Origin of the sequence: Microbacterium sp. I2, from assembly GCF_051364985.1 — a bacterium.
Classification (GTDB): Bacteria; Actinomycetota; Actinomycetes; order Actinomycetales; family Microbacteriaceae; genus Microbacterium.
Genome location: NZ_JBLWIH010000007.1, coordinates 84365 through 97650, shown reverse-complemented (window position 1 = coordinate 97650; position 13286 = coordinate 84365). Strand labels below are relative to the sequence as shown.

Below are 13286 nucleotides of genomic sequence, written 5' to 3'. Positions count from 1 at the left end.
CTTGCATCGGATCGACGATCAGCGCGATCGTGAGCCGGTGCGCCGCGTCAGACGCGCGAAGACCAGCAGCAGCGCTCCCGAGAGCACCGCGGCGGCGGAGATCCACACCGAGCCCGACACATCGCCGCCGCCGGTGGTCGCAAGCACCCCGGACCCGCTGCTCTTCGCCCCGCTCGGATCGAGCCCTGCGAGCGCCGGGTCGACCGGTGCCGGCGTCACGGGAGGTTCGGCCCCGGTGCCGCCTCCGGGAGACCCGGCGATCGGACGAGTGTGGGAGGTCAGCGTTCCGGGAACCGTGCTGTCCGGCACGGTGAACGTGCCGTTCGCGACGCGGTACCAGGTGCCGTCGACCTCGAAGAGGAAGTCTCCGCTGATCCTGCGGTACGCGGGCGCGAACTCGAACCAGCCCTCCTCCTTCGCGGGCACCTTCATGGTGGCGATCCACTTCTTGTCGACCTCGTTCGTCTCCTCCCAGCCGTACGCGAACTTGATCGTGGCCTTGAAGATCTCGAGCACGTTCGCCTGCGCGCTGATCGAGACGTCGATCGAGTTCGTGATCGACCGACCCGTCGCGTAGTAGAACTCGTACTCCGCCTCTTCATCGCCGGCGTTGGCGTAAGGGGGTCCGAGCGGCGTCCCCGGCGGGAGGTACGCCTCGTTCGTGGCAGGCACGAAATAGCAGGCGTCTGCGGGGTCACCGCATCCTTCCGACATCAGGTCGCGTGCTTCCAGCGGCCCGAGCGTCTGGATGGGTGCCGTGCGAATCGTGAAGTCGACCCGGTAGTCGCCGTTGCCGTTCACCGTGGTCGTGGCCATGTCGCAGAGGTAGGGCGACTCGGTGACCGCGGACGCTCCCTGGAGCGGGTCGCCGTCGAAGATCTGGCACGTGTAGTCCCAGTTGAACTCGACCCCGCGCCAGTTCGACGCCATCCCGGACACCCAGAACCGGGTCGGCACGCCGCTGTCGTAGATGCGGTAGGAGAAGTACCCCGAGGCGTTGGCGTCGGACTCGCCGTTGCGGCGGAACGCAGCCCAATCGAGGGTTGCGCCCGGTTCGATCGTGTTGAAGGGCCCTTGCTCGGCCGGGTCCGAAGGGAACCAGCGCCCGTCGACGATGAAGCGGGTGGTCGGTGACTCGAGATGTCCGTCGCCGAGCATGACGGTGCCCTGCGGCGAGATCGCGCCGCGCGCCGTCGCCCAGTTCAGTGACGAGATCGTGAACGTCTCGTTGATCACTCGGATGGGGTCGTCGGCGAACACATCATCGAGATGACTCGAAAAGCAGCGGTAGGGCGAGGCGCTCTCCTGATCGAGCACGGTGCCGCCCGCCTCGGGGTCTCCGAGGAACACCTCGCAGGAGCTCGTGTACGTGCCCACGATGTTCGTGACCTGCGTCGAGACCCTGACCCAATAGTCCGTCGTCTTGTCGAAGTCGACGATGCGGCCGATCATGTGCGAGCGCAGCTCGGACGAGCCGAGCCCGCCCAGCGTCCACGTCGCGGACGACGATGTGCTCGAGGGGCCGGGCTCGGCGTGGGGGCCTGGGCTGACGGGCGCGTCGTCCGCGCGGAAGCCGTATCGAATGGACTGCAGGTGCAGGTCGCCCGCGATCGCGACGGTCGTCGCGGTGGCGTACTCGCCCTCGATGGCCGAAGCCGGCACGGCGACCACGATGCTCGTGGCCACGATGCTTGTGGCCACGACAGAGGCGCCGATCGCACCCGACATGACGCGGGACCATCGGCGCGGACGCCTGGTTTGAGAATCAGTCATGTGTCGACGCTAGGAACCGGCCGCGGGATCACGCGAGCGACTCAGGTCGCCACCCGGGTCCTGACGCGCGATCGCGTGTGGACTCAGGTCGTCAATCCGGCCCATCTTCGTGACAACACGCACGATCCGCCCCTAGCGTTCGTCCATGAGCATGTCACCGGGGAGACTGTTCGCCGACGAGCTCCACGACGAGTTCGGCACGTGGATGCTGGGGTACACACCGTTCGGCGGCGGCGACTGGGGTGAAGTCGCCGCCGTCGCAGCGGCGGTGGGCGAGGGCGACGACGGGGACTTCTTCGACGCCTGGGTGGCGGCGGGGGATCGGGTGAGAGCGGATGCCGATGCTGCGGTAGCCGCCGGACGCCCGGGGGCGTCCGACCTGTACCTGCGGGCGAGTGCGTTCTACGCCAGTTCCTACCACCCGCTGTACGGCACGCCCGTGGACCCCCGGCTGCTCGACGGCTTTCGCCGGCAGATCGACGCTTTCGATACCGGTCTCGCCCTGCGAGGCATCCGTCCCTCCTCCGTGGCGGTGGATGATGCGCAGGTGCCGGTGTATCTCATCCCCGCGTTCGGCCATGAGACCGAGGTGCGGCCGCTGCTGATCCTCGTCAACGGCTACGACGCGACGGTCACCGACTCCTACTTCGCCTCGGCAGTCGCTGCGCTCCGCCGCGGGTACCACTGCCTGCTCTTCGACGGTCCGGGTCAGGGTGCCGTGCTCTACGAGCAGGGCGTGCCGATGCGGCCGGACTGGGAGGTCGTCGTCTCGGCGGTCATCGATCACGCCCTCACATCTCCGCTGGTCGACCCCGAACGGATCGCGGTCAGCGGCTGGAGTCTCGGCGGGTATCTCGCACCGCGAGCGGCCTCGGGCGACCCGAGGATCGCGGCGTGCATCGCCGACCCCGGTCAGCAGGACCTCGGGGCGGGGCTGTCGGTGTTCGCCCGGCGACTCGGTGCGACGGAGGAAGAGGCGAGAGACCTCTCCGGGCTCGACGACGACACCGTCGGCAGGCTCATGAAGGCGATCGAGCAGGACCGCAAGCTGCATTGGTCGATCATCCAACGCGGTTTCTGGGTCAACGGCGTCGCCGATTTCAAGGCGTTCCTCGCCCGCACGGCGGAGTATCGCATCGAGCGTGTCGGCGACATCCGCTGCCCGGTCCTGCTGACCCATGCCGAGAACGATCCGATCGCCGGCGGGGTCCCGGCCTTCGCGGAGGCGCTGAGCGACGTCACCGTCCTGCCGTTCACCGCCGCAGAGGGCGCCGGCGGTCACTGCGAGATGATGAACCGCTCGTTGCTGAACCGGCGGGTGCTCGACTGGCTGGATGACACGTTCGCACGAACTTGAGTCGAGTCATATCAAGTTCATTTGACACCTTCGCAGGGGCGAGAGTAGGGTTGAGTCATCGCGGCTCACCTTTGTGAGCGCGAGCTGACTTCCCGCAAACCCTGGGCCGAGGCATCCGTCTCGCCCCTGAGAAGGAGAGAAATCACATGGCACGTGCTGTTGGAATCGACCTCGGTACGACCAACTCGGTCGTGAGCGTCCTCGAGGGTGGCGAGCCCAAGGTCATCGCCAATGCCGAGGGCTTCCGCACGACCCCGTCGGTGGTCGCGTTCACCAAGGACGGCGAGGTGCTCGTCGGCGAGACCGCCAAGCGCCAGGCCGTCACCAACGTCGACCGCACCGTCTCGTCGGTCAAGCGCCACATGGGCACCGACTGGGGCTTCGACGTCGACGGCAAGAAGTGGACGCCGCAGGAGATCTCTGCGCGCATCCTCCAGAAGCTCAAGCGCGACGCCGAGCAGTACCTCGGTGACACGGTGACGGATGCCGTCATCACCGTCCCCGCGTACTTCAACGACGCGGAGCGTCAGGCCACCAAGGAGGCCGGTGAGATCGCGGGCCTGAACGTCCTGCGCATCATCAACGAGCCCACTGCCGCCGCTCTGGCGTACGGCCTCGACAAGGGCAAGGAGGACGAGCTCATCCTCGTCTTCGACCTCGGTGGCGGAACCTTCGACGTCTCGCTGCTCGAGGTGGGCAAGGACGACGACTTCTCGACGATCCAGGTGCGCTCCACCGCCGGTGACAACCGCCTCGGCGGTGACGACTGGGACCAGCGGCTGGTCGACTACTTCATCAAGCAGTTCAAGGACACCACCGGTGTCGACGTCTCGGGCGACAAGATCGCGCTGCAGCGTCTCAAGGAGGCCGCCGAGCAGGCGAAGAAGGAGCTGTCGTCGTCGACCTCGACGAGCGTCAACCTCCCGTACCTGTCGCTGACCGACTCGGGCCCGGTGTCGCTGAGCGAGACCATCACGCGAGCCAAGTTCGAGGACCTCACCAAGGACCTGCTCGACCGCACCAAGAAGCCGTTCGAGGACGTCATCCGCGAGGCCGGCATCAAGGTGGCCGACATCGACCACGTCGTCCTCGTCGGCGGCTCGACTCGCATGCCCGCGGTGTCGGAGCTGGTGCAGCGCGAGGCCGGTAAGGAGCCCAACAAGGGCGTCAACCCGGACGAGGTCGTCGCCGTCGGCGCCGCCCTCCAAGCCGGTGTCCTCAAGGGCGAGCGCAAGGACGTGCTGCTCATCGACGTCACCCCCCTGAGCCTCGGCATCGAGACCAAGGGTGGCATCATGACCAAGCTCATCGAGCGCAACACCGCCATCCCGACCAAGCGCTCCGAGACCTTCACGACCGCCGACGACAACCAGCCGTCGGTCGCGATCCAGGTCTTCCAGGGCGAGCGCGAGTTCACCCGCGACAACAAGCCGCTGGGCACCTTCGAGCTCACCGGCATCGCCCCGGCGCCCCGCGGCATCCCGCAGGTCGAGGTCACCTTCGACATCGATGCGAACGGCATCGTCCACGTCTCGGCGAAGGACAAGGGCACCGGCAAGGAGCAGTCGATGACCATCACCGGCGGCTCGTCGCTGCCCAAGGAGGACATCGAGCGCATGGTGCGTGAGGCTGAGGAGCACGCCGCCGACGACAAGAAGCGTCGCGAGGCCGCCGAGGTGCGCAACCAGGCCGAGACCCTGTCGTACTCGATCGAGAAGCTCATCAAGGACAACGACGACAAGCTTCCCGAGAACGTCAAGACCGAGGTCCAGGCCGACGTCGACGCACTCAAGTCGGCGCTCGCGGGTGACGACGACGAGGCCGTGAAGACGGCGTTCGACAAGCTCAGCCAGAGCCAGGGCAAGCTCGGCGAGGCGATCTACTCCGCCGGTCAGGCCTCGCAGGCGGCGCCGGATGCCGCAGCCGACGAATCGGCCGACGGCTCGCAGCCGACGAACCCCGATGAGGACGTCGTCGACGCCGAGGTCGTCGAAGACGAAGACGAGACCGAGAAGAAGTAGCCATGGCCGACAAGGACTTCGACGAGAACGAGGTCCCCGGTGGCGAGGACCCGGAAGCGCAGGCTTCCGGGTCCGACCCGCAGGAGGGCCAGGAGGACGCCGGCGACAGCGGCGCCGAGGGCGAAGAGCTCACGGTGGACGACATCCTCGGGGCGTCGCAGAACGCCGACGCCGCGGCCGAGGACGCCGTACTGGCCGACCTCGAGTCGCAGCTGCTGAACGACCTCAAGCGCCTGCAGGCCGAGTACGCCAACTACCGCCGCCGTACGGAGGAGCAGCGCGAGCTCGAGATCGAGCGCGCCCAGGGTGCGGTCGCGAAGGGGCTGCTGCCCGTGCTGGACGACCTCGACCGTGCCGAGAAGCACGGCGATCTCGAGGAGGGCTCGCCCTTCACCGCGATCGCCGAGAAGCTGCGCGGCGTCGCCGAGAAGATGGGACTTCGCACCTATGGTGCCGCGGGCGAGCTGTTCGACCCGCAGCAGCACGAGGCGATCTTCCAGGCGCCGACTCCTGGTGTGACCGAGCCGACGATCCTCGAGGTCGTCGAGATCGGCTACCGTCTCGGCTCGGTCGAACTGCGGCCCGCGAAGGTCGTCGTCGCCGTGCCGGCCGAGTAGCACCGGGAGGACATGCATGGCCAGTCAGGACTGGTTCGACAAGGACTTCTACTCGGTGCTCGGCGTCTCGAAGGACGTCTCCGACGCCGACCTGAAGAAGACGTACCGCAAGCTCGCCCGTAAGTACCACCCCGATTCGAATCCGGGTGACGCTGCGGCCGAGGCCAAGTTCAAGGAGATCAGCGAGGCGTACTCGGTGCTCTCCGACGCGGAGCAGCGCAAGGAGTACGACCAGATCCGGGCGATGGGCTCGGGGGCGCGCTTCACGGCCGGGGGCGCCGGTGGCGCCGGCGGCTTCGAAGACGTCTTCAGCATGTTCAACCAGGGCCGCGGCGCGCGCTACCAGTCAGCCGAGGACTTCGACGACATCTTCGCGATGTTCAACCAGCAGCAGGGCGGCGCCGGCTTCGGATCGGGCCGGTTCGGTCAGCCGACGGGCGGGTTCCGCGGCTACGGCGGTCCCACCCGCGGCGCGGACGTCACGGCGCGCACCACGATCGACTTCATCACTGCCACCAAGGGCGAGACGATCACACTGCAGGGCGAGGACGGCAAGCCGTTCAAAGTCAAGATCCCTGCGGGCGTCTCGGACGGGCAGAAGATCCGTCTGCGCGGCCGCGGCCGCCCCTCGCCGGACGGTGGCGAGAACGGAGACGTCGTCGTGCAGGTCGCAGTGCGCCCCCACCCGGTCTTCACGCGTGAGGGGCTCAACCTGCGGGTCGTGGTCCCGGTGACCTTCACCGAGGCCGCGCTGGGCGCCACCATCGAGGTGCCGACCCTCGGCGGCGACCCCGTGAAGCTGCGGGTGGCGCCGGGGACGCCGTCAGGGCGCGTGCTGCGTGTCAAGGGCCGTGGCGTGCAGACCCAGAAGGGCACCGGAGATCTGCTGGCCGAGGTGCAGGTCGCGGTGCCGTCGCACCTCGACGAGGCTGCACGGGAGGCGCTCCAGCGCTTCCACGACCTGGAGCCCAAGGAGAATCCGCGTGCCGACCTCATGAGTAAGGCGAGGGGCTGACACGCCCGCTCGTTGAGCGAGCGAAGCGAGACGAGACGCGATAGACCGGAGGCGAGGTGGTGACCATGGGCGAGCAGCACGAGATCGACGACGAGACCCCGATCTTCGCGATCGCGGTCGCCGCCGAGCTCTCGGGCATGCACCCGCAGACCCTCCGGCAGTACGACAGGCTGGGCCTCGTCGTCCCCGCGCGCACGCAGGGCGGCTCTCGCCGCTACTCGCTGCGCCATGTCGCGCAGCTGCGCGAGGTGGCTCGGATGTCGGCCGACGGCATCGGCCTCCCCGCCATCGCCCGCATCCTCGAGCTCGAGGACCGCGTGCGCGAACTCCATGGGCGGGTGCACGACCTCGAGGAGCGCGTGCGCGCTGAGCTCGAGAAGCGCCCGGGGGCGCGCGTCTTCGCGGCGGGATCGACCGGGGCGGTCGTGACCTTGCGTCACGGGACTCGTGTGCGCCGTGCCACGGAGCTCGTGGTGTGGCGTCCGCGGCACCCCCTCCCTGCGGCCCCTGAGGCCGAAGCGGACGACGACGACACCGCGTGACCGGGCCCAGCGCCGCCATGGGGTGAAGGACCGGGTGAAATTCGTGAGAAGGTTCTCAGAATCCCGGTAGGAACGATTCAAGAGTGCGCCGTCATCTCGGCGTCGCACTCGTGACGTTCCCAGGGGGGAAATCTTGAGTCGTCTCTTCGTGCCCAGAATCTCGGCCGGTTCCACATCCAAGCGACGGTCTGCAGGACGCCGCATCTCATCCGTCTCGGTGGTCACGACGACCGTCGCAGCGCTCATGATGGCTCTCCTGCCCGCAACGGCCGCTCAGGCGGCGACGGTCTACGAGCTCGCCGCACGGTGGGTGGACGGAACTCCGGCGTCGGTCAAGAGCGGCGACGTCGTGACCGGGCTGTGGCATCTGAATCTGAACGATGACGCGGCCGCACCCGTGAACGACCCCGTCGACAATGTCACCGCCACGCTCGTGGCGCAGAACGGCCGCTTCGCCTCCATTCCGAACATGTGCGCGACCACGGGCGTGGATCCCGTGTCGACCATCTCGCCGGACGGCCGCACCCTGGTCTGCAACCTCGGCACCCAGACCGAGGGCACCGCGGTCGCCATTCAGGCGCCGATCACCGTGGACGGCCCGACCGGGTCGCAGGTATCGGCGGCCGGCACGATCGGCGATCAGGCGGCGGCACTGGATCCGATCGAGATCACGAACGAGTTCTCGATGGACATCCGCTGGGGAACCGGCGCGGCCTATGTCGCCAGCGGGGCGAACTATTTCGAGACGAGCTACGAGTGGACCCTCAGCAAGGGGCTCGGCAGCGATGCGGGACCCCAGACGATCACGTATGACCTGACCATCGCCTCGCCCCAGGGTGGGGCGATCCAGATCGCGCCACAGGGATGCACGCCCTACGACATGAACATCGCATCCGATGGGCACCCGTGGTCTGGTGGCAGCCATCCGTCCACCCACATGACGTCGTTCGTCGGAAGCTGCTCGGTCGCGCAGACGGGCCCGAACACGTTCCAGATGACACTGAACGGGATCGACTACGACCCGGCGAACATCCCGACTCGGGACTCCGCCGGCAACCTGCTGCCGACCGACCAGGTGGCGCTGGCATCCGGATCGCTCTTCGTCCGGACGTTCAACGTCCCGGGCGGTTCGACGACTGTCACCTCCAGCGCCCCCGTGTACACGTCGGTGACCGGGCTGACCGCGCAGGACGACCCGTCCAACAACAGCGAGACCAAGACATGGCAGCCGCTGGGCACCTACTCCTCCGGCTGGGGCCGCGGTTACACCGGCAGCGGCGGCACGACGTGGGATGACACTTATCGCGTCGCGGCCGGGACTCTCGTCGGGCAGTACCTCGATACCGGGTGGCAGCGCTGGGCCCACCGAGACGACAGCCTGCTCGTCGGCATGTGCGCGCCTTTCGACACACGCCACGTCACTCTCGAGGCCTTCTACTGGGGAACTCCACTCGGTGGCGTCCCCGGCGCGCCTTTCGAGTACTACACCGGAACGAGCCCGAACCTCGATCCGGCGAGCCCCGGCTACAACCCCAGTGCCTTCGACTGCGCCCCCTCGGCGGGGTGGAGCACGACACCGCCGGCGAATCTTGCCGACGTCAAGGCGGTCCGCGTCGTCATGACGCAGGGGCAGGCCGAGGCACACGTCGATGACCCCAGCATCACGCCGGTCGCCAACCTGCGGATCCGTCCGGGCACGCCCGCGGGCACTGAGGTGTGGAGCTTCTTCTCGGGCATCCACGACGCGCCGGTCCCCAACTCGTGGACCGGCCCCGACTACGCCGGCTGCATCACCAACACACCGGGCTGGCGGTATCCGTGCACGACGGGGTTCCGTGACGTCCTGCGGATCGTCGACGCGGCTCCGGCCATCGCGAAGTCGGTCGATCGCAGCGCCGTGACCCCGGGTGTCCCCGCGACCTTCACACTCACCTACGCCGCCAACGGCGCCGGACAGGTTCCGCCTACCGTTGACGGCTATCAGATCGCCGACACCCTGCCGGTCGGGATGACCTACGTGCCCGGCTCGGCGTCGCCCGCCCCGACGGTGACGACCGACCTGCAGGGCCGTCAGGTGCTCAGCTGGACCCTGAACGGCGTCGCGACCAACACGCAGAACGCGCTCACCTATCAGGCGATCGCCGATGCATCCGTGACCCCCGGCCAGGCGCTCGTCAACACCGCGACCGCGGCATACGGTGGCGTCGTGACGGCCCCTGTCGCCGCGCAGGTGACAGTCAGCACCGACGGCTACACGAGTATCGCCAAGGTTGCGGACACGCCGTTCATCCCGAACCTCGCGGGCGACGGGGCGGGCGAGGGATCGTGGACGGTGACGCTGCGATCGTTCGATCCGCTGCCGCAGGCGTTCACCGACACGATCGACATCCTCCCGTACGTCGGCGACGGCCGCGGCACGAGCTTCGCCGGCTCGTATGAGCTCACCGAGGTGCAGGCCGCGGCAGGCGCCACGGTCTATTACACGACGGCCGACCCGGCCACCCTCACCGATGACCCGGCCGATCCGTCGAACGGCGCGGCAGGTGATCCCACGGGCGGCACGGCAGGCTGGTCGACGACCTTCACTCCGGATGCGACAGCGGTGCGTGTGATCGGTCCCGAGCTCCCGGCCGGTGCGACGCAGGCCTTCACGGTCCACGTCGCCACCGACGGCGTCGAGGGTGGCGACACCCTCGTGAACCGTGCACAGGCGCGCGCAGAGCACACCGAACTCGTGATGCGCACATCCGCGTCGATGACGGTGGCGAACTACTACTCGGCGACGCTGAAGAAGTACGTGCAGGATGCCGAGGGCAACTGGCGCGACGCCAACACGGTCGAGGACTACCCGACGTACCGGGTCGGCGACGAGGTGCCGTACCGGATCGTGATCGAGAACACCGGTCAGGGCACGCTGACGGACCTCGAGGTCACGGACTCGTTGTTCCCGGAGGGCTCGTTCACGGTGGACGAGCTGGCACCGGGAGCGTCCGAGACGCACGAGTTCACCGTCACGATGACCGGCGGCGGCAGTGTGGTCAACACCGCCTGCGGGTCGGCGGCGATCCCGTCCGACTCGGGCGTGGCGCCGACGATCAACTGTGATCCGGCAGGCGCCGACGTCGTGAACTACTCCGTCGCGAAGTCGTCGGACCCGGTGTCGGGCACGGTGCTCCACCCGGGTGATGAGGTCATCTACACGGTGACGGTCACTCAGGAGGGCGCAGCGCCCGCGCAGGCGCTCTTCTCCGACGATCTGTCCGAGGTGCTCGACGACGCCGACCTGACGTCCGGGCCGACCGCCTCGACCGGTACCGCGGCGATCACGGATGGCGTGCTGTCGTGGAACGGCACGGTGCCCGTCGACGGAGTGGCGACGGTGTCCTACACCGTGACGATCAAGGACTCCGCGGCTCTTGCCGAGGGCGGCAGCTACTTCCTCGAGAACGGGGTGACGAGTCCGGGCTGCCCGGAGACAGGATGTCCCCCGGTCGAGCACACGATCGCTGACTACTCGGTGGTGAAGACGTCGGATCCGGTGGATGGGTCGAATGTCGACGAGGGTGACTCGATCGAGTACACCCTCACCATCTCGCAACACGGTGAGGCTACGTACCTCGGTGCCTCGCTGGTGGATGACCTGAGCGACGTGCTGGACGATGCGACGTGGAACTCGGACGAGACGGCGACGGGCGGCACGCTGTCGTTCGATGCCGCGACGGAGATGCTGTCGTGGTCGGGTGATCTCGCGGTGGGCGAGGTGGTGACCCTCACCTACTCGGTCACGGTCACCGGGGACGGCGACACCCACTTGCACAACGTGGTCTCAAGCGAGGGCTGCGTGTCGCAGGAGGTGTGTGAGACCGAGCACTACACGGCCTCGTACACGACCGTGAAGACCAGTGACCCGGCATCCGGTTCCGATGTGCAGATCGGCGACGTGATCGAGTACACGGTGACCGTGACGCAGTCGGGTCTGGGCCGTGTGGTGGGTCAGTTCTTCAACGACGATCTGGCCAACGTGCTGGATGACGCGACGTTCAACAACGACATCGTGGCCTCGGCGGGCACGTTCACTTACGAGAACGGCGTGATCGCGTGGACGGGCGACCTCGGTCCTGGCGATGTGGCGACGGTGACGTATTCGGTGACGGTGACCGCTGCCGGTGACACGCTGATCGGCAACACGGTGCAGTCGCCGGGCTGCGAGTCGGCCGCGGACTGCGAGACCGAGCATCAGACCGGCCGCTACGAGACGGTGAAGACGTCGGACCCGGTGTCGGGTTCGGATGTGCAGATCGGTGACACGGTCGAGTACACCGTCACCGTCAGCCAGGTGGGTGAGGCGGCCGTGGAGGATGCGTCGTTCACCGATGATCTGACCGCCGTGCTGGATGACGCGACGTGGAACGACGACCTCGCCGAGAGCGCGGGGACGGCGGATTACACGGAACCGACCGTCACGTGGAGCGGTGATCTCGCGGTGGATGCCGTGGTCACGGTGACCTACTCGGTCACCGTGACCGGGGCGGGCGACATGACGCTGACCAACGTCGTGACCAGCGACGGCTGTGTCGATGCCGCCGCCTGCACCACGACGCACCAGACGGGGGCGTACACCGTGGCCAAATCGTCCGACCCTGAATCCGGGACGGACGTGGCCGTGGGCTCCACCATCACCTACACGGTGACCGTGGAGCAGTACGGGCCCGGGGCCGTGACCGACGCGTCGTTCGACGACGACCTCTCGGCCGTGCTCGACGACGCGACATGGAGCGACGACCTCGCCGCCACGGCGGGAACGGCGACCTTCGACCCGGATGCCGAGATCGTGGAGTGGGCCGGTGACCTCGCGGTGGGCGGCAGCGTGACGGTGACCTACTCGGTGACCGTCACCGGGGACGGCGACATGACGCTCGCCAACGTGGTGACGCCGGGTGAGAACGGCGAGTGCGAGCTCGACTCCAGCGGGGATCCCCTGTGCGAGACGACGCATGAGACGGGCCGGTTCGAGTACTCGAAGATGGCGGACCCCATTCACAACAGCGACGTGCAGGCCGGCGACATCATCACCTACACCCTCACCGTGGTGCAGACCGGACCGGCAGCGGTTGCCGCCTCCGTCGCCGACGACCTGACGGACGTGCTCGATGACGCCACGTACAACGGCGACGTCGCAGCAACCTCCGGGACAGCCGTCGTGGACGGCAGCGCGCTGTCGTGGAGCGGCGATCTCGCCCCCGGCGACGAGGTGGCGATCACCTATTCGGTGACCGTGACCGGAGCGGGCAACACCACCCTGGCGAACGTGGTCACCACGACCTCGCCGGCGGGGGAGTGCGTCACAGCGGAGGACGGCACCGAGGAGTGCCGCACGATCCACAAGACCGGCGGCTATGTCTACGCCAAGACGGCGGATCCGGCATCGGGAACCACCGTCCGTGCGGGTGACACCGTGACCTACACCGTCACCGTCACCCAGCGAGGCGAGGGCGCTGTCACCGACGCGATCGTCACCGACGACCTGTCCGGAGTGCTCGACGACGCGACATGGAACGACGACGCCGCTGCGACGAGCGGGACGGTCGCGCGCGCGGGCAGCACGCTCACCTGGACCGGCGACCTGTCGGTGGGCCAGACCGTGACGGTCACGTACTCGGTGCACGTGACCGCGACGGGGCCCGCGCAGCTGCGCAACGTGGTGACCAGCCCCGACGAGCGGGCGATCTGCGACCCCGACGGTGTCTGCCTGACCCAGCACGAAGTGCCCGCACCGCCGCCAGGACTGGCGGTCACCGGTGGCACGATCGCGTGGACCAGCGCGGGACTCGCCGGACTGCTGCTGCTGATCGGAGCGGCCGCGTTGATGATTCACCACCGTCGGCGTCTCCCGACGGCGTCGGACGGGGTGAGCCGGTGACCTGATTCGCCTGGGATCGGGCCGGGTCGCTGTGCCCCGCC

General features: G+C 68.1%; 7 protein-coding genes. 6 read left to right on the top strand and 1 reads right to left on the bottom strand.

The genetic code is table 11. From position 1 onward, the window contains the following. Positions 1-18: 18 nt before the first annotated feature. Positions 19-1773, bottom strand: a complete 1755-nt coding sequence (locus ACLKM7_RS05525; protein WP_436446163.1) for a hypothetical protein — start codon at positions 1771-1773, stop codon at positions 19-21. A 145-nt stretch (positions 1774-1918) separates the two neighbouring features. On the opposite strand from ACLKM7_RS05525, the gene ACLKM7_RS05520 reads away from it, so the two are divergent. The 6 genes from ACLKM7_RS05520 (at position 1919) to ACLKM7_RS05495 (ending at position 13245) form a co-directional block, all read left to right on the top strand. Then, on the top strand, positions 1919-3130 hold the full coding sequence (locus tag ACLKM7_RS05520; protein ID WP_436446162.1) for an alpha/beta hydrolase family protein: 1212 nt from the start codon (positions 1919-1921) through the stop codon (positions 3128-3130). A gap of 146 nt (positions 3131-3276) precedes the next feature. After that, complete coding sequence (gene dnaK / locus ACLKM7_RS05515; RefSeq protein WP_436446161.1) at positions 3277-5151, top strand: molecular chaperone DnaK; 1875 nt, start codon at positions 3277-3279, stop codon at positions 5149-5151. A 2-nt stretch (positions 5152-5153) separates the two neighbouring features. After that, positions 5154-5768, top strand: coding sequence for a nucleotide exchange factor GrpE (locus tag ACLKM7_RS05510; RefSeq protein WP_436446160.1), 615 nt, complete (start codon positions 5154-5156; stop codon positions 5766-5768). A gap of 16 nt (positions 5769-5784) precedes the next feature. Beyond that, positions 5785-6783, top strand: coding sequence for a DnaJ C-terminal domain-containing protein (locus ACLKM7_RS05505; protein WP_436446159.1), 999 nt, complete (start codon positions 5785-5787; stop codon positions 6781-6783). Between the two features lie 65 nt (positions 6784-6848). Next, positions 6849-7325, top strand: coding sequence for a heat shock protein transcriptional repressor HspR (locus ACLKM7_RS05500; protein WP_436446158.1), 477 nt, complete (start codon positions 6849-6851; stop codon positions 7323-7325). A gap of 217 nt (positions 7326-7542) precedes the next feature. Then, on the top strand, positions 7543-13245 hold the full coding sequence (locus tag ACLKM7_RS05495) for a DUF7507 domain-containing protein (protein ID WP_436446157.1): 5703 nt from the start codon (positions 7543-7545) through the stop codon (positions 13243-13245). The last annotated feature ends 41 nt before the right edge of the window (positions 13246-13286 follow it).

Excerpts from the sequence above, each read along its gene's own strand:
- ACLKM7_RS05525 (WP_436446163.1), bottom strand. The coding sequence starts at position 1,773 with ATGACTGATTCTCAAACCAGGCGTCCGCGCCGATGGTCCCGCGTCATG.
- ACLKM7_RS05505 (WP_436446159.1), top strand. The coding sequence starts at position 5,785 with ATGGCCAGTCAGGACTGGTTCGACAAGGACTTCTACTCGGTGCTCGGC.
- ACLKM7_RS05510 (WP_436446160.1), top strand. The coding sequence starts at position 5,154 with ATGGCCGACAAGGACTTCGACGAGAACGAGGTCCCCGGTGGCGAGGAC.
- dnaK (WP_436446161.1), top strand. The coding sequence starts at position 3,277 with ATGGCACGTGCTGTTGGAATCGACCTCGGTACGACCAACTCGGTCGTG.
- ACLKM7_RS05500 (WP_436446158.1), top strand. The coding sequence starts at position 6,849 with ATGGGCGAGCAGCACGAGATCGACGACGAGACCCCGATCTTCGCGATC.
- ACLKM7_RS05520 (WP_436446162.1), top strand. The coding sequence starts at position 1,919 with ATGAGCATGTCACCGGGGAGACTGTTCGCCGACGAGCTCCACGACGAG.